Here is a 26,243-nt window from a genome sequence, read left to right on the forward strand (position 1 = left end):
AGACCCCGGTAGTGCCGGCCGCTGGCCGGCAACCTCATTCAACTTCGGAAATCTCCGAATCCCCTTCGAGGCATGGTCTGACGTTCAACGCTCGATAGTCGCTCCACCATGTGGCATGAGCAGCCATCGCCTCCGCCTGGGCCGGCGTTCCATCATCGGCCAGGTCTACGTTCTGACAACGACCACACACCTGCGCCTCCGGCTCTTTGAAAGCGAAGCTGCAGCAGCATGTGTAATCGACCAGTTCCATTACATCGAACAGCGCGGGCTGGTGCGGTCACTCGCATGGGTCGTCATGCCGGATCACGTCCACTGGATGTTCGAGCTGCGCGCAGCTCACCTTCCAGAGATTGCACGTCGAATGAAGTCGTCGAGTGCGCTTGCGCTGAATCGCCTGGCGGGTCGTCGAAGTACGGTCTGGCAGCCTGGCTACTTCGATCACGCGGTGAGGGCTGAGGAGTCGCTGGCGCGGCAAGCTCTGTACATCCTCGGGAATCCGGTGCGCGCTGGTCTTGCTGGGCAGATTGGCGAGTACCCACATGCGTGGTCGGTCTGGGCGTGATGCCGGCCAGCGGCCGGCACTACCAGGATTTCGCCCATGGCAGTTGCCCGCCAGTGGCTTGCACCCCCTGTTTTCAGGGCAGGGTAAGGCGGTAGACCAGTGCGCGGTTGTCGTTGTCGTAGGGGCTGTCACAGGCCTCGCCCTGCATGCGGCAGTGGCGGGCGATGAAGTCGTTGTCGTTGCCGATCAACAGCAGCACGTCGTTCGGGTGCTGCGGGTCCAGTGCCGGCAGCACGTCCATGGCTTCCCACTTCTCTGACAGCAGGCCAGCATGCGGGCCGCGCTTCGTGTCCAGGTCCAGCCCCGCACGTGCAAGCTGCGGGCGGTCGAGCAGGTTCAGCAGTTCGTCGCTGCGCGCGGGCACGATGCCGGCCCTCAACGTGGTGTCCGCCGCGTCGGCCAGTACCGAGGTCGTGCCGGTTTCGTAGGCGCTGCCGGCCAGGTTGCTGGCAGCGGCCACATCCACCAGCAGCACCGACTTGTAGACGATCGGGTCGTTGCCGTCCTTGCCCAGGCCGTTGCCATCACGGGCCAGCAGAAGGAAGCGGTGGGCGTCCAGTACGCGCAGTTCGCTCTGCGCAGCGGTGCGGTCGAGCTTGCCCTTGCCGTCGTGCGCGTAGGCGGGCAGGGCCATCACGTAATGGCCGATCGGCTGCTGTGGCGTCGGCGAGGCCGTCACGTCATAGACCAGTACGCGGGTGTTGATGCGTCCTGCGGCATTGCCCAGCGCGCTGTCCTGCAGCGTCGCGCTCTGCAGCGCCACGAACAGGCGGCTGCCATCGGGCGACAGGCCCATGCCTTCCACCCCCTGGTTGTTGCGCCGACCGGTCTGCGGCGGCACCAGAGAACCAAAGGCCGGCTTGCCATCGCGCTGCGGCCGGATCGCGGGCGGCGCCACGATCACGCCCTGCAGCTGGCCCTTGGCATCGAAGTAGTAGACGTTGGCGGTGTACTCATCGCCGATGTAGAAATGACCGTCGGCGGTGAACTGCAGCGATTCCGCATCCAGCGAGACCTTGCCCGCACCGGCGCCGCTGGCCGGCGAGGGCAGCACCACGTCGCGCTGGGTGATGGTGTGGTCGCCCGGGTCGGCACCGGTGAAGGGGTGCCCGTTGAAGTCCATCAGCACCACTCCCTTGCCCGGCACCATGCTCAGCGTGCCCAGCGCACCGGTCTTGCCCGGCGTGGTGTCGATGCGCAGCTGCATGCGCTCCACGCGTCCAGCGTAGTCGTAGAACAGGCCGGCCTCGGGATCGTTGCGGCCACGGTCGGGCAGGGTCCACAGCACGCCTTCGTAGCCGTTGGCGGTGCGCTTCCAGGTGCCGGGCTGCACCGCCAGCGACGAGAACGAGCCCAGCGTATCGCCCAGGAAGTCCACCGTGTCCGCTGGCAGCCGCCCGGCGGCGACCAGGCCTTTGTCCACGTAAGTACGACCGCCCAACTGCAGGGTGCGTGGCGGCGCACCACTGGCCTCGTGTGGGGCGGAGTATCCGCTGGCGGAGAGGGTGGCCAGCAGCAGGGCGGTCGCGAGCATCGGTGGACTCCGGGCGGTCGATCAGAAGCGAAGGTCGATCGTACCGAACACCTGGCGCGGTGCCGAGGCATGGAACACGTACAGCTTGCCGGCCGGATCGCTGGGCGCGAACACGCTCGAATCCAGGTTGCTGGCGTAACGCTTGTTGGTCAGGTTGGTCACGTTGAATGACAGGCGCATGCCCTTGGCGAAACCGATCTGGCCGAAGTCATAGCCACCGGCCAGGTCGAACACGGTGAAGCCACCGAAGCCCTGGTCGTTGGTGTAGGTGTAGAAGCGCTCGCCGGTGTACTTGCCACGCAGGCTGGCAAACCAGCCGTTGTCACGCCAGGTGATCTCGGTGGCCAGCAGCTGCTTCGGCGTATCGGTCTGGATCTTGCCCTTGATCTGCTGCTCGACGCCGGCCTGCACGTAGTTGGAGGCATAGGTCGAGCGGTTCAGCGAGGCCGAGGTGTACCAGCTGAAGTGTGCATTCGGGGTCCACAGCACGGTCAGCTCGGCACCACGGCTGTCGACGCCGCCGACGTTGTAGAAGCGGTTGCCGCAGGTCGGGCCGACCGGCTGCCGCGAATCACAGGGGTTGTACTGCAGCAGGCGGTTGTCGAAGCGCACGCTGTAGGCCGCGACCGAGGCCTGCAGGGTGTCGGTGACGAAACGGTAGCCGGCTTCCACGGAGCGCGACTCTTCCGGCTTCAGGTTGCCCTGCGCGTTCCAGGTCGCCTGGCTGACCGCCTGCGGACCGAGCTTGAAGCCACCCTGGAACATGGCGATGTTCTCGGCATAGCTGGCGAAGATCTCGTGGTGCTCGGCCAGGCGGAAGTTGGCACCGATGCTGGGCAGGAAATTCTTGCTGGCCTTCAACGAACCGGTGGCGAACTGGTTGTTCGAGGTCGGCGAGATCGGCGTCTTCGCGTCGCCGGGCAGTGCCTGCGCATCGGAGGTGGCGTGTGGGCTCTTGGCGCCGAACTCCAGGGTCAGGCGGTCGTCGAGCAGGCGCCAGGTGTCCTTCAGGAAGAACTGATGGGTCTTCCAGCGGGTGCGTTGGGCGAACACGCCGACATCGGAGGGCAGGGTGTTCATGCCGCTCAGGTCACGCGGACCGTCCACCGCGGTCTGGTAGCGCTCGGCGCTGCTGGTGTTGCGCTCGTACCAGACGCCGCCTTCGATGCGGTGCGCGCCCAGCTCCCAGTCGAAGGACAGCGTGCCGCCGTCGCGGTCGATGGTGTAGATGGTATTGCGGAAGATGATCGGAATCTCCTGCGCGGTGCCCTTGTTCGACCACGCACCGCTGTTCCAGTTGTGGCCTTCGCCGCGGTCATCATGGTGGTAGGCCAGGGCGCGCAGGCTGAAGCCATCGGCGAGGAAGAAGTCACCGGCGAGGTAGTACAGGTTGTCGTCACGCAGGATCTGCCCGGCGGTGAAGGCACCGTCGGCGTCCTTGTCCGGGCCGCTGCTGTCGCACTTCTTCGCGTTGAAACTGGCCGTGTTGCAGTAGGCCTTGGCCACGGCCTTGTTCCAGTCCGGCGCGTAGCCGCCCCAGTCCCAACCGAGGCCACGCGACATCTCGTCCTTGGACAGGTAGAAGTAGTCGGCCTGGGTGGTGCGCGAGGTATCGACGAAACCGGTGATCTGGCCGCGGCCGAAGTTCCACACGCCCTTGGCATTGAACTGCTTGGTGGTGGATTTGTTGTAGGCGGTCTGGTCGTTCCATAGATCGGAGACGGCATTCATCCCGGAGACGTAGCCGGAGAAACCGTTGTACTCGCCGCTGTCCACGCGCACGAAGGTGCGGCGGTTGGCATCGCTGCCGAAGGTCTGCACCACGCGGCCGCCGAGTTCCTGGGCCGGGCGGTCGGAGGTATAGGAAATCGTGCCGCCGAGGTTGCTGGTGGACGGCGTACCGAGGCTGCCGATACCCACCGCCAGTTCCGCACCGGCCATGTTCTCGCTGATCAGCGCACGGTTGATGGTCAGGCCGTTGTAGTTGTTGTACGCGCCATCGCCCAGCGGCACGCCATCGAGCGTGTAGCCGAGGCGGGTGGAGTTGAAGCCGCGAAGGCTCAGTGTCATCGACTGCTCGTTGGTGCCCAGCGCATCGGCCGACTGGGCGTTGACGCCCGGCAGCAGGTTCAGGGTCTTCTGCAGGCTGGTGCCCGGCGGCAGGATGTCGAGGTTCTCGCGGGTGATGCGCTGCACCTGGCGGGCTTCACCGCTGCCGATCACCGAGACCGCATCGAGGTTGGTGGCGGAAGGCGTGCTGGAGGTCGGGGCAGCATCCTGCGCCCAGGCCGCGGGAGCGAGCGCGATCGACAGCGCAGCGGCCAACAAAGTCTTTGTCATGTTGCGGACACTCAGGCAGGCACGAGCCGCCGCACGGGCGCGGAGCTCATGGAGTTCAAAAGGGGAGACAACCGATGCGACCGGTGGCGCTGCAGGCGCCGTGGGTCAACGTGAAAATGGTGCGCTAGACAGATGACTGTCTGGTGACATGTTCAGTTGTTGTGAGGTGCTCTGCGGGGTGGGTAGTGCCGGCCGCTGGCCGGCAGCCCGATGAACCTGCGGCTATCAATCAATTGCCGGCCAGCGGCCGGCACTACCAATGGGTGTTCAGCGCGGCTTGCGCGTGCGCTTCGGCTTTGCCGTTTCGCTGCCGCTGGCGGCACCATCCTGCAGCGCCTGCAGCCACGACAACGTATCCACATAATCGATGAAATGGCGCAGGTAGACGGGGCTGGTCGACTGCATCGTGTCCAGCATGCGTTGCACCAGTACCGCCGAGTTCAGCGGGCCGCCGTCGGCCGGGGCCTCGGTGCGCAGCGAGCGACGCACCTGCAGTTCGCTGCGCAGTTCCGACCACTCGCGCTGCACCTGCGCCAGCATCGGGACCTGCGGGTAATGCGGCAGCGAGCGCGACCCCGCATCGAGGTCGCGCACCAGTGCGCGCAGTCCCTCCAGTGCGGGCGGCTTACTTGGCATCCGGGGCCTTGGGCTTGGGAATCGGCGCGATTTCCACGCGCCGGTTGCGCGCACGGCCGTCCTCGCTGGCATTGGAGCTGACCGGCTGCTCGCTGCCGAACGCGGCGGCGAACACGGCATCGGCGGGCACGCCGTCGGCAATCAGGGTGCGGGTCACGGTCAACGAACGCTGTGCGGACAGCTCCCAGTTGTCGGCGAAACGACGGTTGCCCTCACGCACCGGCGCGTCATCGGTGAAGCCGCTGACCATCAGGATTTCTTCGCGGCTGCCCAGATAGGCGGCCAGCGGCGCAGCGAGGCTGCGCAGCAGCTCCTGGCCTTCTGGCTGCAACTGGTCCGAGTTCAGGGCGAACAGCACGCTGCCACTGATGCCAATGCGGCCATCGATCAGAGTCACGCGGCCGGCCGCCAACGGGCCGGCCAGCGCCTGTTCCAGCGTCTGCAGGCGCTTGGCTTCGGCCTGGCGCTGCTTCACTTCCTGGTCCAGCCGTTGCGACAGCTCCAACTGCACCGCCACCACGCCGACCAGGATCAGCACGAACGCGCCCAGCAGTACCGACATCAGGTCACCGAAGGCGGCCCAGATCGGGGCGTGCGAACCGCCGTCGACCTCCAGTTCGTCACTCATGCGCTGCCGGCCTTGCCGCGGCGCGTGGCCAGCTGTTGCAGTTCTTCCATCACCTGCTTCTGCGACAGCAGGCTGAGGTCGACCACCTCGCGCGCCTGCGCCACGTAGTAGGCCAGCTGCTCGTCGCTACGTGCCAGCGAGGCATCCAGTGCACCGCCAATCTGTTCCAGCCGGCCGGACAACTCGCTGGAGGCACTGCCGAACTGCGCGACGGCCTCACCGAAGCTGCCAGCCAACTGGCCAACGTCACCCGCGCTGCCGCTGAGGGCTGCTGCAATGCCATCCAGCTTGCCGGTCTCGGCGGCGATATGGTCGGTGAAGCGGTTGCCGACGCGTTCCAGCAGCTCGGCCGAGCCGCCCACCAGTGCGTCCACTGCGGTGCGCTGCTCGTGAGAAGCATGGTTGATCGCATCCAGCAGGGTCTGCACGGTGGCCAGCAGGCGGCCGCGTTCTTCCAGCATCGCGTTGTCGCGCACCAGGCTCTCGGAGAGCGTGCTGCGCAACTCGTTGATGACGTCGGCCGCGGCCTTGGGCGCGGCGGCGGCGGTCTGCAGCAGGGTGGAGACTTCGGCGAGCGTGGCGCTGGCCTGGGCGCGACCGTTCTCGCCGATCTGCTGCGCGGTCTCGGCCAGCGTGTCACAGACCTGCTGCTGCTGCGCGGCCAGGCGTTCGCCGTTGGCCTGCAGGCGCTCGGCCAGATCCGTGGAGACGTGCTGCAGGGCATCGCTCCAGCGCTGCAGGCGCTGTTCGTCACCGGCCTGCAATTGCGCTTGCAGCGTGGTGTGCGCCTGCCGCAGTTCGGCACTGGCCGCATCCCAACGCGCCTGCCGCTGCTGCTCGCGGCTGTCCAGGCTGGCCTGCAGTTCGGCGTGCGCGGTGGCGGTGGTGGCCTGCGCGGCCTGCCAATCCTGCGAACGCTGGTTTTCGTGCTCCTGCAGCAAGGACTGGCTGGCAGCATGGCGCTGTTCCAGTGCCTGCAGCAGTGCCTCGGCGCGCGCATCCAGTTGCTCGCTGGCGGCCAGCAACGCCTGCTGCTGGCGTTCGACCAGCGCGGTATTCAGTGCCTGCTGCTGTTCGGCAGCGGCACGCCAGGCGTCGGTATTGCTGCTGGCATCGGCCTGCAAGCGTTCGCCGATACGCGTGACCACCGCTTCCGCCTGTGCGCTTTGGCCCTCACTGAAGGCCTGCAGGTGCTGGCGCAGATCGCTCACCAGCGCCTGTTGTGCCTGGGTCTGCTCGCTGACCACCTTGGCCCAGCTGGCTTCGGTAGCGACGCGGCTGCGCTCGAAACCGTCGCTGAGACCGGCCAGCTGCTGCTGCACCGCCTGCTCGACACGGGCATGCAGCGCCTGGCCATGCTGGGCCAGGCCGGCCAGGGTGGTCTCGGCCATCGGCTGCAGCGCGCCACCGATGGCGGCGGCGCTGGCTTCGGCGCCTTCGCGCAGCGACTGCTGCAGCGAGACGGCCAGGCGTTCCTGCAGGGCCTGGCTCTGGGTCAGGAACTCGGCCTGGCCGGCCAGCAGGCGCTCATTGGCGGCGGTGCTGTGCTGCTCAAAGCTGTTGGTCATCGCCTGCAGGCGGTCGACCAGTGCCGGCAACGCAGCGGACTGCGCCTGCAGCAGGCGCAGCGATTCGGCGCGCTGCCAGGCCTGCGAGTACGGGTGCAGGTCACCGGCAATGGCACGGTCCAGCTGCTGCACGGCCTGCAGGCGGTCACGACGCAGCAGGGCAGCCAGCAGGCCAAGCATGGCCGAACTGGCAACACCGGCGATCGAGGTGCCGAACGCCACCGCCAGGCCCTGCACCGGCGAGGCCAGCGAGCCACGGATGGCGGCCATGTCGGTCGCGCTCTGCAGCGCAAGGCCGGTGCCGCGCAGGGTATCCATCATGCCCAGCAGGGTGCCGAGCATGCCCAGCAGCACCAGCAGGCCGACCAGGTACGGGGTCAGCACCGGCGCAGGCAGGGCGGTGCGCTCGCCTTCCACGCGCAGGCGCACCGCGTTGCGCAGGCCCACCGGCACGCGCTCCAGCCACGGGGCCAGGCTTCCCTTCGCGCTGGACAGGTCGTTCAGCGCAGTGCGCAGGCCGTTGCTGGCCTGGCGGTAGCGGTACAGCTCCACGCCACCGGCGATGTAGCAGGCGGCGATGATCGCGGCCACCGCTGCCCCCAACGGATGCACCGAAACGTAGCCAATGCCGATCCAGCACACGGCCAGCAGGCCGACAAGGAAAACAACGACATGGAAAGCAGTTCTGGACATGGTGTTCCGGTCAGTGGGAGCGCAGGGCGTCTTGCAGCCCTTCGATCGGGTGGAAGCGCAGCTGCAGCTCGGCGAGCAGCAGGGTGCGCATGTCATGGCGGAAGGCTGCGCGCCAGCCCGGCTGGCCGTGCACGCGCTCAAAACGGGCGCCGAGCACCGCCGGCGCGGTGGCCAGCAGGCTGTGCTCGCGCGGGGTGAGGGTCTGTTCCATCACCGCATCGACCTCGGCCAGCCGTGCCAGTGCCGGCGAAACCTGTACCAGCTGGTCGCGCAGACGGCCGCGCAGGCGCCCGGTGGCGGTCTGGATGGCCTGCTGCAGCACCCGGTAACGCTGGCGCAGCGAGGCGAAGTTGGGCGCGGCTGCGGCTTCGGCCAGGTCGAGCAGGCGCTCGGCCTCGGCATCCTCGCGGATCGAGGCCAGCAGGCTGGCGTGGGCGTGGGCGCAGTCGGCCAGTACGTCCTCGGCCGCTTCGGCGGCCTCACCCGGCTCGGGCAGGCGTCCGCCGAGCGCCCCGGACAGGGCCACGGCACGGCTCCAGTCCACCCACTGGCCGAGGCGGTCGGTCAGGGCGGGACTGCTGGCCGGCATCGCGCCGTCGCTGAGACGGGCGAGCAGGCGGAGGAATTCCGGTCCACCCAGGACCGGCTGCGCTGCGTTCGCCATCAAGGGGTGAGGGGCCAAAAACCGTTGATTTTACAACCAGATGACCCCGGCTGGATGAAGGCGGGGCCGGGGAAGGGGGCCCGCAGGCGCGACAAGGCTTAGAATGTCCGGCTGCACCCACCCGTTCGACCCTGGAGTTACCCAATGACTGTTGCGCAGTTCTACCCGATCGGCACCCCCGGACAGCCCTGGGGCGACGCCGAACGCGCACAGTGGCGGGCCCGCCAGCAGCGCCAGCGCAGCTACCACGACGACGTGGTGGCCGCCCTCGAGCGGCTGGATGACAGCATCTTCGATGTGATCCAGTACGGCCAGCTGGACTACGCTCCGGACCACTATCCGCTGTTCGCGGTGGTCAACCATGACTGGAACCCGGCACTGCCGACCGCGCTGATCACCGGCGGCGTGCATGGCTACGAGACCAGCGGCGTGCATGGTGCCCTGCAGTTCCTGGAGCAGCAGGCCGAGCGTTACCTGGGCCGGCTGAACCTGATCGTGGCGCCATGCGTCAGCCCGTGGGGCTACGAGCGCATCCAGCGCTGGAACCCTGATGCGATCGATCCGAACCGCAGCTTCCGTGACGGTGGCCTGATCGAAGAAGCCGCCGCGCTGATGCGCTGGGTGGCCGAGCGCAAGCCGAACCTGCTGGTGCACCTGGACCTGCACGAGACCACGGACAGCGACCTGCAGGAGTTCGATCCGGCCCGCTGCGCCCGCGACGGCAAGCCGTTCGAGCGCGACACCATTCCGGACGGCTTCTACGTGATCGGCAACAGTGAAGATCCGCAGGCCGAGTTCCAGAAGGCATTGATCACCGCGGTTGCGCCGGTCACCCATATCGCCCCGGCCGATGCCGAAGGCAACCTGGTCGGCCTGCCGCTGCAGTCGCCGGGCGTGGTCTGGGGCGAGTCGCGCTCGATCGGCGCCTGCGCCGGCTTCACCGATGCGCGCTTTGCCACCACCACCGAGGTCTACCCTGACAGCCCGCGTACCAACCCGCAGGAATGCAACGACGCCCAGGTGGCGGCGGTGTGTGCGGGCCTGGATTTCGCCCTGGCCACGCAGTAACGCATCAGCGCGGGGCGGCGCCGGGTCATGCCCGGCGGATTGGAAGGCTAACCCAGCAGGATCACGCCCCACACCGTGCCAACCATCAGCAGCGCGGTGGTCTGGGCAGCGCTGCCCATGTCCTTGGCGTTCTTGGACAGCGGGTGGTGGTCAAGTGAGATGCGGTCGACCACCGCTTCGATGGCCGAGTTGAGCAGCTCCACCAGCAGGCTGATGAAGCAGACGGCCAGCACCACGGCCCGTTCGATCGTGCTGATGTCCAGCACGAACGCCGCGACCATCAGCAGCGCATGCAACAGCAGCAACTGCCGGAAGGCGGCTTCGCCCCGGAAGGTGGCGATGAAGCCGTCGCGTGAATGGATCAGCGTGTGGAAGATGCGGCGGAGGCCGGTCTTGCCATGTGGATACTTGCCGCTGTCCCTGGGGTGAGGTGGCTGCATGCCGGTCCTGCCATGAATTGACCTCACGACAGGATGTGCAGGCCAGCGTCGGGAAAGCGTCGGACCCTCGTTAGCATTGCGCTCAGCCGGCGTAGTACTGCGAAGGGCCGAGCCACCCAGCTACGCTGGAATAGCCGGGCGCGGCTGCCGGCGATTCACTCCGCCGGGCTGCGTGAATCGCGGATCGAATAGATCACCGAGAAGATCTTCCAGCCCTGTTCGGTGCGGATCAGCTGCCACGTCTCCTTGCCCCAGTTGGTCTTCTCCCCGTCGTCGTGGAAGCTGTAGTCAAACGACACTGAGGCCACATCGCCATCGGTATCGATCTTCGTGTTGGAGAACGTCTCCTCCTTCGGCTTCGACGACGCAACGACTCCATCGATCAGTGCGATGAAATTATTGGCGGGAATCTTCCGCGCCTTGATCGCATCGGGCTTGGCCTTGCGGATGTCCTGCAGGCGCACGTCTTCCGACACGTACTGCCAACCGATGTCTTCCGCTTTGTCCGAAAAGAACAGGCTCATGTAGGTCGGCTTGTCCTTGTTGATCAGCGAAATGCGGAACGATTCGACGACCTGTTCGATGGCCTTGATGTCGGCCGCTGCGTTCTGCGCGGCGTGGGCTGGCAAAACAACTGAAAGCAGGAGGGCGAGGGCAGTGGCGGATGTTGCTTTGCTGGGCATGTCCGGATCCTGAGGCTGGAGGGTTCAGCGCCGCGTCTTGCCGATTGAGGGCCGTCCCGTCATCAGATGTCGCCCTCCATCGGAAGGCAGGCGAGTGCTTCCGGTGCTGCATCTCCAAAATGGTGCTCGCGATGAAGCAGTGCCCAACCATGCGCCTCCAAGGTGGATGCCCGCAGTTGGAATCTGTGGGGGGAGACGGCAACCTTGAGAAACTGTATGTGTCCGCCATCCTGCTCATCGCAGAGCCTCCTGATTTCAGGCAGGAGATGGGCCTTGAAATTCGCTCCCAGATGAATGGACTTGATCGCAGACAGATCGAAATCAACGACATGCACGTTGCCCTGGACCTTGCGCGTGAGGTTGAGAGTACGGATCAGACGCCACTCACGTTCATAGCTCCAATGCGGCGATTTGGTGGAGAGAACCTTGATGATCGTGTCCGGGTCCGGGCGCCCGCAAACCTTGTCTTCTCTGTAATCGACCTTGACCAGATCCGAGTAGGTGGATCCGCCCGTTGAACCCGGTCTGAGATCGGTGTGGGTCCAGTCAAGCTCGATGGCCGCGCCACGGTGCTCATCCCCGTAGTGCGACCACATCAGAAGATTCAGCGGGTCCTCCGAAAGCGAAACGACCCCAAGGTTGTTCCTGAAGTCGCGATACCGAAGAAGTTCATCGGACAGACGCTCGGCCTCCATCGCCTGCATGCGCACGTCCAGTTCGGCATCTTCCATCGCTGGATTGCACACTCTCCAGTACGCTCGGAAGTCCCGCATGACCTCCTTCTTGTCCAATGTCAGATGGCACTCATAAGGATCATTGAGTAGCGGGGGTTGGGTGAATCGAAGCGAGGGATTCTTCAGAATCGAAACAAGTCGCTCTGCACCCACAAATTTGTAGAGCGGAGGCACCGTAATGCCGTGCTGGATGGAGGCTTCTTCCATGATCGAGTGGATTCCTGTTTGCACGAGAAGAGAAGTATGCGCCCTGCATATGCGCGCTGCAGCAGTGTAGTACCCGGATGCTCAAGGTGTTCCGGGGCGTGGCAGCGGTCGTGTTGCGGTCCAGCTCGCGCACTGGTCGCAGTCGGCCAGCGCCGGCTAGGTCCGTACCATTCCGCCATCAGACGCCAAAGCGTGATGCACGACACGGGTTGACGTTCCCATCCGCCAAGCGCAGGCTGCCCCAGCACGTTTCCTAACCAGAAGGAGACTTATGACCGCCACCGCTTCCCTGCACCCGGCGCCCGACACCCCGGGCCGTTCCCGCCTCTGGAGCGTGTTCTGGCTGCAGGGCGTCATTCCCAGCAACATTCTGTGGGCCGTGGCCCTCTGGGCGTTGGCCAACGGGCGCACGCCGCTGCTGCTGGGGGTTTTTGCCGCCCTGCTGCTCTATACCGGCTGGATCATCCCGGCGGTCTGGCGGGCGGCGCCCAGCGCGCACAATCCCAACCTGGGCGTGGCCGCGCGCGGGTTGACCGTGGCCTGGGGCCTGAACACCGTACTGGTGATCTTCTTCCTGACCCTGCAGCTGGTGGGTCAATAGAACTGAACAGGCTCGCCGCCCCGGTCGAAGGCGGCGAAGCGGCCGATCTGACCGTCATGGATGGCATTGACCATCAGTTTCAGTGGGCGCGCGGCCTCATCACTGTTGGGGGCGAACCCGGCGCGGCCGTCCAGCGCGGCCACGAACACCAGGTCCCAGCCGATGCCGGTGGTGGTCGATTCAGCCGCCAGCGCCTGGAAGCTGGGTACTTCGGTGGGCAGCTTGTCCACGCACAGCACCGGCGACAGGGTGCCGCCCTCGCGGCGGTCATGCCGGTCGCGCTGGTCGTCGGTGGGCGACTCGGGCAGCTCGGCGCGCACGAATACGAACAGCAAGCGTTGCGGTTCAGCCTGCTGGCCTGCGGCGTGCAGCAGCTGCTGGAAATCGTTCATCATCATGAGGGTTGTCACACGCCCGCTGCACGGAAAGCCGCATGCTGCCACAACGCCTGCCGCGCGGGGCCGAAGACGATTGATTTAAGTCATGCCCATGGAACTGATGGCCGCGTACTCTGGCAATCGTTCCAGCAGACGAGGGTTTCCGGGCCGTTCCGGGCACAGGCAAGACGGTGGAGCAACAAGGTGGACCAGCCATGAGCCAACTCACCGACGGTTTCGGACGCAGCTTTCCGTACCTGCGCCTGTCGTTGACCGAAGCCTGCAACTTCCGTTGCAGCTATTGCCTGCCCGATGGTTACCAGGCCGATGGCCGCCCGCGCTTCCTGCAGGTGGATGAAATCGCGCGGCTGGTACGCGCGTTCGCCGCGCTGGGCATGAGCAAGATCCGCCTGACCGGCGGCGAGCCCAGCCTGCGCAAGGACCTGGACGAGATCATCGCCACCGTGGCGGCGGTGCCGGGTATCCGCAAGGTCGCCATCACCACCAACGGCACGCTGCTGCCGCGGCGCCTGCCGGGCTGGCACCGGGCGGGGCTGACCGCGCTGAACGTAAGCATGGACAGCCTGCAGCGCGAGCGCTTCAGGACCATTACCGGGCACGACCGCCTGCCGGAGATCGAGCAGGGCCTGGCCCTGGCGCAGGCACTGGGCCTGCCGGCAATCAAGCTCAATGCGGTGCTGCTGCGCGGCCTGAACGACGACGAGCTGCCGCAGTGGATGGACTACCTGCGTGACCGCCCCTTCAGCGTGCGCTTCATCGAACTGATGCGCACCGGCGACAACGAAGCCTATTTCCAGCGCCACCACCTGCGTGCCGACGTGGTGATCGAGCAGCTGCTGGCCGCTGGCTGGCATGAGCGCCCGCGCGCGGCCGATGCCGGTCCGGCGCGCGAGTTCGGCCACCCCGACCATCGCGGCAGCATCGGCATCATCGCGCCGTATTCGCGTGACTTCTGCAAGGGCTGCAACCGCCTGCGGGTGACCGCCAAGGGCGACCTGCGGCTGTGCCTGTTCGGCGAGTTCGGCGTGCCGCTGCGCCCGCTGCTGCAGAGCGACGATGACCATGACGCGCTGCTGGCGCGCATCACCACCCAGCTTGGCCTGAAAGCGGCCGGGCATGGCCTGCACCAGGGCCAGACCGGGTTGACCCCGCACCTGGCCTCCATCGGAGGATGAGCAACACGATGAGTGGGGAATTGAATGCGGCCTTCCATATGGCCGATGTCCGCGACAAGCGCATCACCCGCCGCCGTGCGGTGGCGGTGGGCGAGCTGCATGCCGGCCCGGTGGCCTATCCGCTGATTGTCGAGCGCCGCCTGCCCAAGGGCGATGCGCTGGTGATGGCCGAGATTGCCGGCCTGCAGGGCGCCAAGATGGCCTCGATGCTGATGCCGCTGTGCCACCCGTTGCCGCTGGAGCTGGTGCAGGTGTTCTGCGCGCCGGTACCGGAACGGCAGGCGATCCGCGTGTGGTGCGAGTGTGCCAGCGAGGCGCGCACCGGCGTGGAGATGGAGGCACTGGCCGGCGTCAACGCGGCGCTGTTGACCCTGTACGACCTGAGCAAGCCGGTGGAACCGGCGCTGCGCATCGAAGGCATCCGCCTGTTGTTCAAGGAAGGCGGCAAGCGCGGTGTATGGCTGCATCCCGATGGCATGGACGAGGCCGAGCGCGCGCGCTTCAAGCCGCGTGCACCGAAGGGCCTGGAGGGTGCGACCTGCGCGGTGATCACGCTGAGTGATCGCGCCAGCGACGGCACCTATGAAGACATTTCTGGTCCGACCCTGGTGACCGGCGTGAAAAAGCTGGGCGGCGAGGTTGTGGCAGCCGAGGTGCTGCCCGATGGTATCGAGCCGTTGGCCGGCCGGCTGCAGGCGCTGGCCGCCGACGGTGTGCGCCTGTGCCTGTGCACTGGCGGTACCGGGCTTGGCCCGCGTGACCTGACCCCGGAGGCGCTGCGCTCCTTGAATGCGCGGCCGGTGCATGGCCTGGCACAGATGGTGCGGGCGCTGAGCGCGCAGCACACGCCGATGGCGTGGCTGAGCCGGGCCGAGGTGGTGCAGCTGGGCGGCATGCTGGTGTTCGCGCTGCCGGGCAGCCCGAAGGCGGCGGCACAGTGCCTGGACATCCTGGCGCCGGTGCTGGGCCACGCGCTGGCGATGATCGACGGCGGTGGCCACTGATGATTGCCTACAGCGAAGCCTTGCAGCACCTGCTGGACGCGGCCATGCCGCTGCCGGCCGAGCGCCTGCCACTGCATGAGGCCGGCGGTCGTACCCTGGCCAGCGATATTCACAGCGGGCAGTCGTTGCCGCCGTTCGACAACTCGGCGATGGACGGCTTCGCGCTGCGCGCCAACGGTGCTGCGTTCGACGCGGGTACTGAATTCGCGATACAGGGCTGGCAGGCCGCCGGTGATGCCGGTGCCGAGGGCGGCGAGGGCGCCTGGGAAATCATGACCGGCGCGCGCATGCCGTCCGGGCTGGACACAGTGGTACCGGTCGAGAGCGTGGACATCCTTGCCAGCGAGGAAGGACGCCCGACCCGCATCGCCCTCAAGGCACCAGTGAAGCCGGGCCAGCACGTGCGCCTGCGCGGCCAGGATGTGCGCGACGGCGAGCGCGTACTGCAGGCCGGGCAGGTGCTGGATATCAACGCCTGCACCCTGCTGCACGCCATCGGCGTGGGCGAGGTGGCGGTGGTGGCACGGCCGAAGGCCGCTGTGATCGCCACCGGCAAGGAGCTGGTGACCGAGGCGGCGCAGACGCTGGAGTCGGGCCAGATCCGTGACAGCAACCGGCCGTATCTGGTGGGTCGCCTGCAGGCGGCCGGCGCCGAGGTGGTCTGGCAGGGCACGGTGGGCGATGACGTGGCCGCGTTCAATGCGGTGCTGGATCGAGCGCTGGCTGCGGGTGCACAACTGCTGATCAGTACCGGTGCGGTGTCGGCCGGCCGCTACGATTTCGTTCCCGATGCGCTGCGTGGCCGCGGTGCGCGCATCGTGTTCCACAAAGTAGCGATCCGCCCGGGCAAGCCGCTGCTGTTCGCGGTGCTGCCCAATGGCGCGCTGTACTTCGGCCTGCCCGGCAACCCGGTCTCGGCCGCCGTCGGCCAACGCTTCTTCGTGGAGCCGGTGCTGCGCCGCCTGCTGGGGCTGGCACCGGAGACCGTATTGCAGCTGCCGTTGCAGGCCGACGTGCGCAAGCCGCCAGGCCTGCGCTTCCACGCGCGTGCGCGGGTGGAAGTGGACGGGCAGGGGCGCCTGAGTGCGCGCGTGCTGTCCGGGCAGGAATCGTTCCGTTTGATGTCGATGCTGCAGGCCAACGCCTGGGTGGTGCTGGAGGCCGAGGGAGACCTGGCCAACGCAGGCACCTACGTGCGCGTGCAGGGCTGGGGTCACCACGAACCGGTGCAGCTGGTGAGCCAGGAGTGATGATGAAACAGGTGAATCTGCAGTTGTTCGGTGCCTTTTCCGATCTGGATGCCAGCCGCGAAATCGCGGTCGACGTGGCCGGTGGCACCGTGGCCGACCTGCGCCAGGCACTGCGCGAACTGTTGCCGGTGCGTTGGCCGGGGTTCCGCGCTGGCCTGCTGGATTACTCGGCATTCGCCGACCAGCAACGCGTGCTGCGTGACCACGAGGCACTGCCCGACGATGGCCGGGTGGCGATCCTGCCGCCGGTAAGCGGGGGCTGAGCCATGAGCGAGAAGATCATCGTCAAGGTGATGGACCGCGCGCAGGCGGCGATCGATCCGGCAGAGGGCATCGCCGCAGTATCCGATCCGGGTTTCGGCGGCATTGATGTGTTCATCGGCAAGGTGCGCGACGTCAATATCGGCCGGCCGGTGACCGGCATCACCTATGACCTGTTCGAGCCGCTGGTGCTGAACGAATTCAAGCGCCTGGCCGCGGACGTGGAGGCGGCGTTCGGGCCGAAACTGAAGCTGTACGTGGCGCACGCCAGGGGTCGCCTGGGGATCGGCGATGTCGCGGTGGTGGTGGCTGCCGGCAGCCCGCACCGTGACGAGGCCTTCCGTGCCTGCCGGCAGCTGATCGAAGCGGTCAAGCACCAGTGCCCGATCTGGAAGCAGGAACATTACGAGGACGGCGACAGCGCGTGGAGCGAGGGCTGCAGCCTCTGTCATGCGGACAGCGAGCCGGCACATGCGCACAGCCACAGCCCCTGACGCCAGTAGATCCACGCCATGCGTGGATGGGGCTTTCCCGGCCCACCCGGCCGATGCAGCCACGCATGGCGTGGCTCTACCGCAATGAGCGGAACGATCAACGGCATCGTGCTGGCCGGCGGCCTGTCCACCCGCATGGGCCGCGACAAGGCGTTGCTGCCATGGCAGGGGCGCACGCTGCTGGAGCACATGCGGGGCCTGTTGTTGCAGGCCGGTGCCGAGCGGGTCTGGGTGAGTGGCAACTATCCGGCTTTCGGCGGCATCCCCGACCAGGTGGCGCGCTGTGGCCCGCTGGGCGGGCTCCATGGTGTGGCCACGCACATGCCCGATGGCCCGGCCTGGGTGGTGCCGGTGGATACGCCGCTGCTGCCCCCGCGCCTGCTACATCAATTGCGTGACGGCCATCACGGTCCGTGCACGATCTTTACGGGCCACCCCCTGCCCATGTTGCTGAATATGGACGATGCTTGCCGGGCCGCGCTGGGATCGATGCTGGATGACCCCGACGGCCCGCGCTCGCTGCAGGCGCTGCAGCGCCGCCTGGGCGTGAACACCGTCATCCTGGCCCCCGTTGACGAGGCCGGACTGGTCAACTGCAATACCCCCGAACAATGGGAGGATGTTGCGTCATGAAAGTGCAGTTGCAGGACCAGTCGGTACGGCTTCGTCTGGACGAGGCCGAGCTGGCGCGCCTGCTGGCCGGTGAATCGGTCGAGAACACGACCCGCTTTGGCGGCATCGAAGGCTGGGGCATGGCGGTCTCGCTGCATGCCGGTGAGCAGCCCGTGCTGCTGGACGGCGGCACCTTCTGCCGCCTGGTGCTGCCGCGCAATGCGGTGGAGGCACTGGCGGCACGTCTGCCGTGCCGTGATGGCCTGCCGTTCGACATCGCCCTGGACGAGGGCGGCCAGCTTCAACTCCAGTTCGATGTGGATGTACGCGACAGCGTGCGCCAGCGCGGGGTAACCCGTCGCAGCACGGCTTCATCGGTTTGACATTTGTCAGGGGCAGGGTGGAAACCCGTTCCTGATTGATCCAGATCAACCCCGTCGTCCGTGCTGCACGGCCTAATGGCTGCATGACGACGGGTCACAACTTGAAACGCAGTACCCACGTCATTCCACAGCCTTGGAGCCATGTATGACCGTCGGTAGCGATCCTGTTGTCCGCAGCACCTCCCGTCCGGGTCGCGTCATCAGCGACTGGACGCCGGAAGACCCCGGCTACTGGGAGCGCACCGGCAAGCGGGTCGCCACCCGCAACCTGGTCATCTCGATTCCCTCGCTGCTGCTGGCCTTTTCGGTCTGGGTGCTGTTCTCGGCGGTGTCGATCAGCCTGCCGAAGATCGGCTTCAATTTCAGCACTGACCAGCTGTTCTGGCTGGTGGCACTGCCCAGCCTGTCCGGCGCGACCCTGCGCATCTTCTATTCGTTCGTGATTCCGATCTTCGGTGGTCGCCGTTGGACGGCGCTGTCCACCGCCTCGCTGCTGGCGCCGACGATCTGGCTGGGCTTTGCGGTGCAGGACCCGGCCACGCCGTACTGGGTGTTCGTGGTCATCGCCATCCTGTGCGGATTTGGCGGTGCGAACTTCTCGTCGTCGATGTCCAACATCTCCTTCTTCTACCCCAAGCAGAAGCAGGGCCTGGCGCTGGGCCTGAACGCCGGCCTGGGCAATGTGGGTGTGTCGGTGGCGCAGGCGGTGATTCCGCTGGTGATCACCGTGGGCGTGTTCGGTGCGCTGGGTGGTGCGCCGCAGCCCACGGTGGAGGGCGGGGCGTCGCTGTTCGTGCAGAACGCGGGTTTCATCTGGGTGCCGGCGATCGCGATCTGTGCGGTTGCGGCCTGGTTCGGCATGAATGACCTGACCAGTGCGCGCTCGTCGTTCTCCGAGCAGGCGGTGATCTTCCGCCGCAAGCACAACTGGCTGATGTGCTGGCTGTACATCGGCACCTTCGGTTCCTACATCGGTTTCTCGGCCGGCTTCCCGATGCTGGTGAAGAGCCAGTTCCCGGACGTGAACCCGCTGGCCTACGCCTTCATCGGCCCGCTGCTGGGTGCGTTGATGCGCTCGGTGGGTGGCAGCCTGGCCGACCGCTGGGGCGGCGCGCGCCTGACCTTCTGGGTGTTCGCGCTGATGATCGCCGCCGTGTTCGGGGTGCTGCATTTCCTGCCCAGCCACGGCCAGGGCGGCAACTTCCATGGCTTCCTGCTCAGCTTCATGGCGCTGTTCGTGCTCAGTGGCATCGGCAACGGCACCACCTTCCGCATGATTCCGGTGATCTTCCGCACCCTGCACGAGCGCTGGTCGGCCAACGACAGCGCCGAAGGCAAGGCGGCGGCCGCGCACCAGGCCAGCATCGAGTCGGCCGCGGTGGTCGGCTTCTCCGGTGCGATCGGGGCCTATGGTGGCTTCTTCATCCCCAAGAGCTACGGCTCGTCCATCACCTTGACCGGCAGCCCCGACATGGCGCTGTACGGATTTGTTGTTTTCTACATCACCTGCCTGGCCGTGACCTGGTGGTGGTACTACCGGCGCGGTGCCGAGACACCCTGCTGACAACTTGAAAACGCACCGCAGCCAATGAACACCACAGCCACGTTGCAGATGTCCGCAAAGGGAGACCCCCGATGAGTTATTTCCTTGATCGCTTGCAGTTCTTCAAGCGTGACCCCCAGTCTTTTGCCGATGGCCATGGATTTGCCAAGAGCGAGGGCCGCGACTGGGAAAACAGTTACCGCGCCCGCTGGCAGTACGACAAGGTCGTGCGCTCCACCCACGGCGTGAACTGCACCGGCTCGTGCAGCTGGAAGATCTATGTAAAGAACGGCCTGGTCACCTGGGAAACCCAGCAGACCGACTACCCGCGCACCCGCCCGGACCTGCCCAACCATGAACCGCGTGGCTGCCCGCGTGGCGCCAGCTATTCCTGGTACCTGTACAGCGCCAACCGGCTGAAGTACCCGTTGATCCGCGGCACGCTGCTGCGCCTGTGGCGCGAGGCGCGCAAGAGCAAGGCACCGGTCGATGCCTGGGCCAGTATCGTCGAGGACAAGGAAAAGGCGCGTTCGTACAAGAGCCGCCGTGGCATGGGTGGCTTCGTACGGCTGCAGTGGGAAGAGGCCAACGAGATCATTGCGGCCTCCAACCTGTACACGGTGAAGCAGTACGGCCCGGATCGCGTGGTCGGCTTCTCGCCGATTCCGGCGATGTCGATGGTGTCCTACGCGGCCGGCGCACGCTACCTGTCGCTGCTGGGCGGCGCCTGCCTGTCCTTCTACGACTGGTACTGCGATCTGCCGCCGGCCTCGCCGCAGATCTGGGGCGAGCAGACCGACGTGCCCGAATCGGCCGACTGGTACAACAGCCGCTACATCATCGCCTGGGGCTCGAACGTGCCGCAGACGCGCACGCCTGACGCGCATTTCTTCACCGAGGCGCGCTACAACGGCACCAAGACGGTGGCGATCTGCCCGGACTATTCCGAGCTGGCCAAGCTGACCGACCACTGGCTGCACCCCAAGCAGGGTACCGACGCGGCGCTGGCCTTTGCCTTCGGCCACGTGATCCTGCGCGAGTTCCATGTCGATTCGCCTTCGCAGTACTTCCAGGACTACTGCCGCCAGTACTCGGACATGCCGATGCTGGTGCGCCTGGAGCGTCGCGACGATGGCCGGCTGGTCCCGGGCCGCTTCCTGCGCGCCAGTGAACTGGGCGGGCTGGGCGAAGCCAACAACCCCGACTGGAAGACCCTGGCCTATGACGAAAGCAGCGGCCAGATCGTGGTGCCGAACGGCTCGATCGGCTTCCGCTGGGGCGAGAAGGGCAAGTGGAACATCGAAGAGAAGGCCAGCAACGGCGCCGATACACGCCTGCGCCTGAGCCTGGCCGAGGGCCATGAAGGCATCGAGGCGGTCAGCTTCCCGTACTTTGGCGGCATCGAGACCGACGGTTGGACTGCGGCACCGGCCGAAGAGGTGCTCGAGCGCAACATCCCGGTGCGTCGCCTGGCCCTGGCCGACGGCGGCGACACCCTGGTGGCCACGGTCTACGACCTGCTGCTGGCCCAGTACGGCGTGGACCGTGGCTTCGGCGGCGGCAACGTGGCCACCAGCTTCGACGACATGGTGCCGGGCACTCCGGCCTGGCAGGAACGCATCACCGGCGTGTCGCGTGCGGAGGTGATCGAGATCGCCCGCGAGTTCGCCCGTACCGCCGACAAGACCCACGGTCGTTCGATGATCATCGTCGGCGCGGGCATGAACCACTGGTTCCACAACGACATGAACTACCGCGGCCTGATCAACATGCTGATCATGTGCGGCTGCGTGGGCCAGACCGGTGGCGGCTGGGCGCATTACGTGGGGCAGGAAAAGCTGCGCCCGCAGACCGGCTGGCAACCGCTGGCGTTCGGCCTGGACTGGAGCCGCCCACCGCGGCACATGAACGGCACCTCGTACTTCTACTTCAACACCGGGCAGTGGCGTTACGAGAAGCTGCAGGTGGACGAACTGCTCTCGCCGCTGGCCGATGCCAGCAAGTACAGCGGCAGCCTGGCCGACCTCAACCTGCGCGCCGTGCGCATGGGCTGGTTGCCGTGCGCGCCGCAGCTGGACCGCAATCCATTGCAGCTGGTGCGCGAGGCGGAAGCGGCCGGCGTGGCCCCGACCGACTATGCGCTGGGCAAGTTCAAGGACGGTTCGCTGGACTTCGCCTTCGCCGACCCGGATGCGCAGCAGAACCACCCGCGCATGATGTTCATCTGGCGCTCGAACCTGCTCGGTTCGTCGGGCAAGGGCCACGAGTACATGCTGCGGCATCTGCTCGGTACGCGCCATGGCCTGCAGGGCAAGGACCTGGGCGAGATGGGGGCGATCAAGCCGGAGGAAGTGAAGTGGCGTGACGAGGCACCGGAAGGCAAGCTGGACCTGCTGGTCACGCTCGACTTCCGCATGTGCACCACCGCGCTGTACTCGGACATCGTGCTGCCGACCGCAACCTGGTACGAGAAGGACGACCTCAATACCTCGGACATGCACCCGTTCATCCATCCGCTGTCCAAGGCGGTGGACCCGGCGTGGGAATCGCGCAGTGACTGGGAGATCTTCAAGGAGGTCGCCCGCACCGTGAGCGAGATGGCGCCGGGCGTGCTGGGCGTGGAAAAGGACCTGGTGCTGGTGCCGACCCTGCACGACACCCCCAACGAACTGGGCATGCCGTTCGGCGTGGCCGACTGGAAGAAGGGCGAGTGCGAGGCCATCCCGGGCCAGACCATGCCGTCGATGACGGTGGTGGAGCGCGACTACCCGAACCTGTACCGCAAGTTCACCTCGCTGGGTCCGCTGCTGGACAAGCTGGGCAACGGCGGCAAGGGCATGAGCTGGGACACCAAGCACGAGGTCGAATTCCTCGGCAAGCTCAACCACACCGTGCACGACGAGGGCGTCAGCCACGGCCGCCCGGCCATTTCGACCGCGATCGACGCGGCCGAAGTGATCCTGCACCTGGCGCCGGAAACCAATGGCCACGTGGCAGTGAAGGCCTGGGAGTCGCTGGGTACCTTCACCGGCCGTGAGCATACCCACCTGGCGGTGGGCAAGGAACACGAGGCGATCCGCTTCCGTGACATCCAGGCGCAGCCGCGCAAGATCATCTCCTCGCCGATCTGGTCGGGGCTGGAGGATGACAACGTCAGCTACAACGCCGGCTATACCAACGTGCACGAACTGATTCCGTGGCGCACGGTGACCGGCCGCCAGCAGTTCTACCAGGACCACGAATGGATGATCGACTTCGGCGAAGCCTTCATGGGCTACCGGCCGCCGGTCAACACGCGCACGGTGGAGCCGCTGTTGAACCAGCGCTCGAACGGCAACAAGGAGATCGTGCTGAACTGGATCACCCCGCACCAGAAGTGGGGCATCCACAGCACCTACAGCGACAACCTGATCATGCAGACGCTGTCGCGCGGTGGCCCGATCGTGTGGTTGAGCGAGGATGACGCGCGCAGCGCCGGCATCGTCGACAACGACTGGATCGAACTGTTCAACGTCAACGGTGCGATCGCCGCGCGTGCGGTGGTCAGCCAGCGCGTGATGCCGGGCATGGCGATGATGTACCACGCCCAGGAACGCATCATCAATGTGCCGGGCTCGGAGATTTCCGGTACCCGCGGCGGCATCCACAACTCGGTGACCCGCATCGTGCTCAAGCCGACCCACATGATTGGCGGCTACGCGCAGCTGGCCTATGGCTTCAACTACTACGGTACCTGCGGTACCAACCGCGACGAGTTCGTGATCATACGCAAGATGGACAAGGTCGATTGGCTTGATGGCGAGGCCGTTCCTGCAGCTGCGAAGGAGGTGGTGTGATGAAGGTCCGTGCACAGATCGCGATGGTGCTGAACCTGGACAAGTGCATCGGCTGCCATACCTGCTCGATCACCTGCAAGAACGTCTGGACCTCGCGCGAGGGCGTCGAGTACGCCTGGTTCAACAACGTGGAAACCAAGCCGGGCATCGGCTACCCGAAGGAATGGGAGAACCAGGACAAGTGGAACGGCGGCTGGGTGCGCACCCGCGCCGGCAAGCTGGTGCCGCGTGCCGGTGGCCGCTGGCGGATGCTGGCCAAGATCTTCGCCAACCCGGATCTGCCGCAGATCGACGACTACTATGAGCCGTTCGACTTCGACTACCAGAACCTGCACACCGCCAAGGACAGCCAGCACCAGCCCACCGCGCGGCCACGCTCGCTGATCAGCGGCGAACGCATGCAGAAGATCGAGTGGGGCCCGAACTGGGAGGAAATTCTCGGTTCGGAGTTCAGCAAGCGCTCGCGTGACTACAACTTCGACCAGGTGCAGAAGGAAATCTACGGCGCCTTCGAGAAGACCTTCATGATGTACCTGCCACGCCTGTGCGAGCACTGCCTGAATCCGGCGTGCGTATCGGCGTGCCCGTCGGGCGCGATCTACAAGCGCGAGGAAGACGGCATCGTGCTGATCGACCAGGACAAGTGCCGTGGCTGGCGCATGTGCGTGTCGGCCTGCCCCTACAAGAAGATCTATTACAACTGGAAGAGCGGCAAGTCGGAGAAGTGCATCTTCTGCTACCCGCGCATCGAGATGGGCGAGCCGACCGTGTGCTCGGAAACCTGCGTGGGCCGCATCCGCTACCTGGGCGTGATGCTGTACGACGCCGACCGCATTGCCGAGGCCGCCTCGGTGGCCGCCGAGAAGGACCTGTACCAGGCGCACTTGGACATCTTCCTGGACCCGAACGACCCGGCGGTGATTGCTGCCGCGCGCAAGGAGGGCATCCCGGACAGCTGGCTGGACGCGGCCAAGCAGTCGCCGGTCTACAAGCTGGCCATCGACTGGAAGCTGGCGCTGCCGCTGCACCCGGAATACCGCACGCTGCCGATGGTCTGGTACGTGCCGCCGCTGTCGCCGATCCAGTCGGCCGCCGAGCGTGGCCGGGTGGGAATGAGCGGCGAACTGCCGGACGTGGCCTCGCTGCGCATCCCGATGCGCTACCTGGCCAACCTGCTGACCGCCGGTGACGAGGCGCCGGTGGTGCGCGCGCTGGAGCGGCTGATGGCGATGCGTGCCTGGCGCCGCGCCAAGAACGTGGACGGCGTGGAAGACACCGCGGTGCTGGAGCAGACCGGGTTGAGCATTGCCCAGGTGGAAGAGATGTACCGCTACCTGGCCATCGCCAACTACGAGGACCGTTTCGTGATTCCGACCGGCCACCGCGAATATGCCAACGATGCGTTCGGCGAGCGCGGCGGCTGCGGCTTCACCTTCGGCAACGGCTGCAACGGTGACAGCCCGGCCGATCTGTTCGGCCAGCGCAGCACCAGCACGTTCGTGGTGGACAAGGGGCCGAACCACCGCCGCAAGGAGGTGGTGTGATGAGCGTGCTGAAGCTGGTCGGGGTGCTGTTGGACTACCCCCGTGAGGAACTGTGGCAGCACGGCGAGGAACTGCTCGCCGCCTGCGACGACCCGGCGCTGAACGCCGCCCGCCGCCAGCAGCTGCGCAGCTTCGTGCAGCAGCTGCTGGGCACCGATGCGCTGGATGCGCAGGCCGCCTGGCTGGCCAGTTTCGACCGTGGCCGTTCGATGAGCCTGTTGCTGTTCGAGCACATCCATGGCGAATCGCGCGATCGTGGCCAGGCCATGGTCGATCTGGTCGAAACCTATCGCCGTAACGGCTTCGAGCTGGACGCACGCGAGCTGCCGGACTACCTGCCGCTGTTGCTGGAGTTCCTGGCCCATCGGCCCGGCAGCGAGGCCCGTGAGTGGCTGCACCACATCGGCCACATCGCTGGAATGCTGGCTGCGCGCGCCGCGGAGCGCGAGCTGCCGCATCGGGTGCTGTTCGAGATCCTGGTCGAAGCCGGTGACGGCAAGGCCGATCTGCAGGCGCTGCGCCAGCGAGCCAGTGAAGAAGTCCGCGACGATACCGCCGAAGCCATGGACCGCTTGTGGGAGGAAGAGGCGGTGCGCTTCGGCGCCGAAGCCCCTGCCGAAGACTGCAAGCCGCCCGTGCGTTCGCCGGCCCGTCCTTCGCATCGAGAGGTCCAGCCATGAGTTACTCCCTGCATCAATTCGCCTTCCAGTACTACCCGTACATCGCCGTGGCGGTGCTGTTGATCGGCAGCTGGGCCCGTTATGACAAGGCCATGTACACCTGGCGCACCGGCTCCAGCCAGATGCTGTCGGACAAGGGCATGCGGATCGGCAGCAACTGCTTCCACATCGGCATCCTGGCCATCCTCGGTGGCCATCTGGTCGGCCTGCTGACCCCGCACGCGGTGTACGAGCACTTCATCACCTCCTCGCAGAAGCAGATGTTGGCGATGGTGGTCGGCGGCGTGTTCGGGGCGCTGTGCTTCATCGGCATCAGCATCCTGCTGGTACGCCGCCTGTTCAATGCGCGCGTGCGTGCCACCGGCAGTTTCGGCGACACCCTGGTGCTGGTGCTGCTGTTCGCCCAGCTGTGCCTGGGCCTTTACAGCATCCGCATTTCGGCCGGCCACCTGGACGGCGGGGTGATGGTGCAGCTGGCCGAATGGGCCCAGCACATCGTGACCTTCCGTGCCGGTGCCGCCGACTACATCGAAGGCGTCAGCTGGGTCTACAAGATGCACATCTTCCTGGGCCTGACCCTGTTCCTGATCGCGCCGTTCACCCGCCTGGTGCATGTGTGGAGCATTCCGATCAGCTACCTGTGGCGGCCGTACCAGGTGGTGCGCCGGCGCCAGGCCACGCTGCGCTGCGGGCCGCGGGAGTAAG

25 protein-coding genes are annotated in these 26,243 nt (G+C 66.3%); 15 read left to right on the plus strand and 10 right to left on the minus strand.

Annotated features, from left to right (window positions below):
- Positions 1 to 115: 115 nt before the first annotated feature.
- Complete coding sequence (locus tag SSKA14_RS11870; RefSeq protein ID WP_040007570.1) at positions 116 to 562, plus strand: transposase; 447 nt, start codon at positions 116 to 118, stop codon at positions 560 to 562.
- Positions 563 to 635: 73 nt separating this feature from the next.
- Here the strand turns inward: SSKA14_RS11870 and SSKA14_RS11875 are convergent, their stop codons facing one another.
- From SSKA14_RS11875 to SSKA14_RS11900, 6 genes are all read right to left on the minus strand, one after another.
- A complete protein-coding gene (locus SSKA14_RS11875) occupies positions 636 to 2,096 on the minus strand; it encodes an esterase-like activity of phytase family protein (RefSeq protein ID WP_008267643.1) in 1,461 nt (486 codons plus the stop codon).
- 21 nt (positions 2,097 to 2,117) lie between these two features.
- On the minus strand, positions 2,118 to 4,436 hold the full coding sequence (locus SSKA14_RS11880; protein ID WP_008266346.1) for a TonB-dependent receptor: 2,319 nt from the start codon (positions 4,434 to 4,436) through the stop codon (positions 2,118 to 2,120).
- Positions 4,437 to 4,703: 267 nt separating this feature from the next.
- On the minus strand, positions 4,704 to 5,072 hold the full coding sequence (locus tag SSKA14_RS11885; RefSeq protein WP_040007572.1) for a DUF2894 domain-containing protein: 369 nt from the start codon (positions 5,070 to 5,072) through the stop codon (positions 4,704 to 4,706).
- The gene (locus tag SSKA14_RS11890; RefSeq protein ID WP_008268482.1) at positions 5,062 to 5,700 is read right to left on the minus strand and encodes an OmpA family protein; all 639 of its coding nucleotides are present in this window, start codon (positions 5,698 to 5,700) and stop codon (positions 5,062 to 5,064) included. Before SSKA14_RS11890 ends, SSKA14_RS11885 begins: the two co-directional genes overlap by 11 nt.
- Complete coding sequence (locus SSKA14_RS11895) at positions 5,697 to 7,961, minus strand: DUF802 domain-containing protein (protein WP_008264840.1); 2,265 nt, start codon at positions 7,959 to 7,961, stop codon at positions 5,697 to 5,699. Before SSKA14_RS11895 ends, SSKA14_RS11890 begins: the two co-directional genes overlap by 4 nt.
- A gap of 10 nt (positions 7,962 to 7,971) precedes the next feature.
- On the minus strand, positions 7,972 to 8,625 hold the full coding sequence (locus tag SSKA14_RS11900) for a DUF3348 family protein (RefSeq protein ID WP_008268786.1): 654 nt from the start codon (positions 8,623 to 8,625) through the stop codon (positions 7,972 to 7,974).
- Between the two features lie 144 nt (positions 8,626 to 8,769).
- Here SSKA14_RS11900 and SSKA14_RS11905 point away from each other — a divergent pair, with 144 nt between their 5' ends.
- Positions 8,770 to 9,693 (plus strand): M14 family metallocarboxypeptidase, encoded by a 924-nt coding sequence (locus SSKA14_RS11905; RefSeq protein ID WP_008267545.1) that lies wholly within the window; start codon positions 8,770 to 8,772, stop codon positions 9,691 to 9,693.
- 47 nt (positions 9,694 to 9,740) lie between these two features.
- Here the strand turns inward: SSKA14_RS11905 and SSKA14_RS11910 are convergent, their stop codons facing one another.
- From SSKA14_RS11910 to SSKA14_RS11920, 3 genes are all read right to left on the minus strand, one after another.
- Positions 9,741 to 10,133 carry a diacylglycerol kinase gene (locus tag SSKA14_RS11910; protein ID WP_008265627.1) on the minus strand — a complete coding sequence of 131 codons (393 nt, stop codon included), beginning with the start codon at positions 10,131 to 10,133 and terminating at the stop codon, positions 9,741 to 9,743.
- A 155-nt stretch (positions 10,134 to 10,288) separates the two neighbouring features.
- Positions 10,289 to 10,816, minus strand: a complete 528-nt coding sequence (locus tag SSKA14_RS11915) for a nuclear transport factor 2 family protein (RefSeq protein WP_040007574.1) — start codon at positions 10,814 to 10,816, stop codon at positions 10,289 to 10,291.
- A gap of 62 nt (positions 10,817 to 10,878) precedes the next feature.
- Positions 10,879 to 11,757, minus strand: coding sequence for a DUF2971 domain-containing protein (locus SSKA14_RS11920; RefSeq protein WP_040007577.1), 879 nt, complete (start codon positions 11,755 to 11,757; stop codon positions 10,879 to 10,881).
- 271 nt (positions 11,758 to 12,028) lie between these two features.
- Between SSKA14_RS11920 and SSKA14_RS11925 the strand changes: the two genes are divergently transcribed.
- A complete protein-coding gene (locus tag SSKA14_RS11925; protein WP_008264732.1) occupies positions 12,029 to 12,358 on the plus strand; it encodes a hypothetical protein in 330 nt (109 codons plus the stop codon).
- On the opposite strand, the gene SSKA14_RS11930 is transcribed toward SSKA14_RS11925, so the two are convergent.
- The gene (locus tag SSKA14_RS11930) at positions 12,352 to 12,756 is read right to left on the minus strand and encodes a hypothetical protein (RefSeq protein WP_040007579.1); all 405 of its coding nucleotides are present in this window, start codon (positions 12,754 to 12,756) and stop codon (positions 12,352 to 12,354) included. The genes SSKA14_RS11925 and SSKA14_RS11930 overlap by 7 nt on opposite strands.
- Before the next feature lie 194 nt (positions 12,757 to 12,950).
- On the opposite strand from SSKA14_RS11930, the gene moaA reads away from it, so the two are divergent.
- The 12 genes from moaA to narI all read left to right on the plus strand — a co-directional run bounded on the left by moaA (position 12,951) and on the right by narI (position 26,242).
- Complete coding sequence (gene moaA, locus SSKA14_RS11935; RefSeq protein WP_008265266.1) at positions 12,951 to 13,931, plus strand: GTP 3',8-cyclase MoaA; 981 nt, start codon at positions 12,951 to 12,953, stop codon at positions 13,929 to 13,931.
- An 8-nt stretch (positions 13,932 to 13,939) separates the two neighbouring features.
- On the plus strand, positions 13,940 to 14,935 hold the full coding sequence (gene moaCB, locus SSKA14_RS11940; RefSeq protein ID WP_040007581.1) for a bifunctional molybdenum cofactor biosynthesis protein MoaC/MoaB: 996 nt from the start codon (positions 13,940 to 13,942) through the stop codon (positions 14,933 to 14,935).
- Positions 14,935 to 16,185: a gephyrin-like molybdotransferase Glp gene (gene glp, locus SSKA14_RS11945; protein ID WP_008266253.1), complete on the plus strand. Its 1,251-nt coding sequence runs from the start codon at positions 14,935 to 14,937 to the stop codon at positions 16,183 to 16,185. Before moaCB ends, glp begins: the two co-directional genes overlap by 1 nt.
- 2 nt (positions 16,186 to 16,187) lie before the next feature.
- Positions 16,188 to 16,448 carry a MoaD/ThiS family protein gene (locus SSKA14_RS11950; RefSeq protein ID WP_017354494.1) on the plus strand — a complete coding sequence of 87 codons (261 nt, stop codon included), beginning with the start codon at positions 16,188 to 16,190 and terminating at the stop codon, positions 16,446 to 16,448.
- Positions 16,449 to 16,451: 3 nt separating this feature from the next.
- Positions 16,452 to 16,940 (plus strand): molybdenum cofactor biosynthesis protein MoaE, encoded by a 489-nt coding sequence (locus SSKA14_RS11955; RefSeq protein WP_008265152.1) that lies wholly within the window; start codon positions 16,452 to 16,454, stop codon positions 16,938 to 16,940.
- Positions 16,941 to 17,024: 84 nt separating this feature from the next.
- Positions 17,025 to 17,573 carry a molybdenum cofactor guanylyltransferase gene (locus SSKA14_RS11960; protein WP_040007585.1) on the plus strand — a complete coding sequence of 183 codons (549 nt, stop codon included), beginning with the start codon at positions 17,025 to 17,027 and terminating at the stop codon, positions 17,571 to 17,573.
- Positions 17,570 to 17,935, plus strand: coding sequence for a hypothetical protein (locus tag SSKA14_RS11965; RefSeq protein WP_040007587.1), 366 nt, complete (start codon positions 17,570 to 17,572; stop codon positions 17,933 to 17,935). Before SSKA14_RS11960 ends, SSKA14_RS11965 begins: the two co-directional genes overlap by 4 nt.
- A 145-nt stretch (positions 17,936 to 18,080) precedes the next feature.
- The gene (locus SSKA14_RS11970; protein WP_008267010.1) at positions 18,081 to 19,499 is read left to right on the plus strand and encodes a NarK family nitrate/nitrite MFS transporter; all 1,419 of its coding nucleotides are present in this window, start codon (positions 18,081 to 18,083) and stop codon (positions 19,497 to 19,499) included.
- A gap of 71 nt (positions 19,500 to 19,570) precedes the next feature.
- Positions 19,571 to 23,314, plus strand: coding sequence for a nitrate reductase subunit alpha (locus SSKA14_RS11975; protein WP_008266756.1), 3,744 nt, complete (start codon positions 19,571 to 19,573; stop codon positions 23,312 to 23,314).
- On the plus strand, positions 23,314 to 24,858 hold the full coding sequence (gene narH / locus SSKA14_RS11980) for a nitrate reductase subunit beta (RefSeq protein WP_008268109.1): 1,545 nt from the start codon (positions 23,314 to 23,316) through the stop codon (positions 24,856 to 24,858). The genes SSKA14_RS11975 and narH overlap by 1 nt, the downstream gene beginning before the upstream one ends.
- Complete coding sequence (gene narJ / locus SSKA14_RS11985; protein WP_040007589.1) at positions 24,858 to 25,538, plus strand: nitrate reductase molybdenum cofactor assembly chaperone; 681 nt, start codon at positions 24,858 to 24,860, stop codon at positions 25,536 to 25,538. Before narH ends, narJ begins: the two co-directional genes overlap by 1 nt.
- A complete protein-coding gene (gene narI / locus SSKA14_RS11990) occupies positions 25,535 to 26,242 on the plus strand; it encodes a respiratory nitrate reductase subunit gamma (protein WP_008264651.1) in 708 nt (235 codons plus the stop codon). Before narJ ends, narI begins: the two co-directional genes overlap by 4 nt.
- Position 26,243 lies beyond the last annotated feature (1 nt).

This window comes from Stenotrophomonas sp. SKA14 (genome assembly GCF_000158575.1).
Taxonomy (GTDB): domain Bacteria; phylum Pseudomonadota; class Gammaproteobacteria; order Xanthomonadales; family Xanthomonadaceae; genus Stenotrophomonas; species Stenotrophomonas forensis.

Coding starts and splice junctions, on each gene's coding strand:
- SSKA14_RS11870 (WP_040007570.1), top strand. CDS start 116: ATGAGCAGCCATCGCCTCCGCCTGGGCCGGCGTTCCATCATCGGCCAG.
- SSKA14_RS11875 (WP_008267643.1), bottom strand. CDS start 2,096: ATGCTCGCGACCGCCCTGCTGCTGGCCACCCTCTCCGCCAGCGGATAC.
- SSKA14_RS11880 (WP_008266346.1), bottom strand. CDS start 4,436: ATGACAAAGACTTTGTTGGCCGCTGCGCTGTCGATCGCGCTCGCTCCC.
- SSKA14_RS11885 (WP_040007572.1), bottom strand. CDS start 5,072: ATGCCAAGTAAGCCGCCCGCACTGGAGGGACTGCGCGCACTGGTGCGC.
- SSKA14_RS11890 (WP_008268482.1), bottom strand. CDS start 5,700: ATGAGTGACGAACTGGAGGTCGACGGCGGTTCGCACGCCCCGATCTGG.
- SSKA14_RS11895 (WP_008264840.1), bottom strand. CDS start 7,961: ATGTCCAGAACTGCTTTCCATGTCGTTGTTTTCCTTGTCGGCCTGCTG.
- SSKA14_RS11900 (WP_008268786.1), bottom strand. CDS start 8,625: ATGGCGAACGCAGCGCAGCCGGTCCTGGGTGGACCGGAATTCCTCCGC.
- SSKA14_RS11905 (WP_008267545.1), top strand. CDS start 8,770: ATGACTGTTGCGCAGTTCTACCCGATCGGCACCCCCGGACAGCCCTGG.
- SSKA14_RS11910 (WP_008265627.1), bottom strand. CDS start 10,133: ATGCAGCCACCTCACCCCAGGGACAGCGGCAAGTATCCACATGGCAAG.
- SSKA14_RS11915 (WP_040007574.1), bottom strand. CDS start 10,816: ATGCCCAGCAAAGCAACATCCGCCACTGCCCTCGCCCTCCTGCTTTCA.
- SSKA14_RS11920 (WP_040007577.1), bottom strand. CDS start 11,757: ATGGAAGAAGCCTCCATCCAGCACGGCATTACGGTGCCTCCGCTCTAC.
- SSKA14_RS11925 (WP_008264732.1), top strand. CDS start 12,029: ATGACCGCCACCGCTTCCCTGCACCCGGCGCCCGACACCCCGGGCCGT.
- SSKA14_RS11930 (WP_040007579.1), bottom strand. CDS start 12,756: ATGATGATGAACGATTTCCAGCAGCTGCTGCACGCCGCAGGCCAGCAG.
- moaA (WP_008265266.1), top strand. CDS start 12,951: ATGAGCCAACTCACCGACGGTTTCGGACGCAGCTTTCCGTACCTGCGC.
- moaCB (WP_040007581.1), top strand. CDS start 13,940: ATGAGTGGGGAATTGAATGCGGCCTTCCATATGGCCGATGTCCGCGAC.
- glp (WP_008266253.1), top strand. CDS start 14,935: ATGATTGCCTACAGCGAAGCCTTGCAGCACCTGCTGGACGCGGCCATG.
- SSKA14_RS11950 (WP_017354494.1), top strand. CDS start 16,188: ATGAAACAGGTGAATCTGCAGTTGTTCGGTGCCTTTTCCGATCTGGAT.
- SSKA14_RS11955 (WP_008265152.1), top strand. CDS start 16,452: ATGAGCGAGAAGATCATCGTCAAGGTGATGGACCGCGCGCAGGCGGCG.
- SSKA14_RS11960 (WP_040007585.1), top strand. CDS start 17,025: ATGAGCGGAACGATCAACGGCATCGTGCTGGCCGGCGGCCTGTCCACC.
- SSKA14_RS11965 (WP_040007587.1), top strand. CDS start 17,570: ATGAAAGTGCAGTTGCAGGACCAGTCGGTACGGCTTCGTCTGGACGAG.
- SSKA14_RS11970 (WP_008267010.1), top strand. CDS start 18,081: ATGACCGTCGGTAGCGATCCTGTTGTCCGCAGCACCTCCCGTCCGGGT.
- SSKA14_RS11975 (WP_008266756.1), top strand. CDS start 19,571: ATGAGTTATTTCCTTGATCGCTTGCAGTTCTTCAAGCGTGACCCCCAG.
- narH (WP_008268109.1), top strand. CDS start 23,314: ATGAAGGTCCGTGCACAGATCGCGATGGTGCTGAACCTGGACAAGTGC.
- narJ (WP_040007589.1), top strand. CDS start 24,858: ATGAGCGTGCTGAAGCTGGTCGGGGTGCTGTTGGACTACCCCCGTGAG.
- narI (WP_008264651.1), top strand. CDS start 25,535: ATGAGTTACTCCCTGCATCAATTCGCCTTCCAGTACTACCCGTACATC.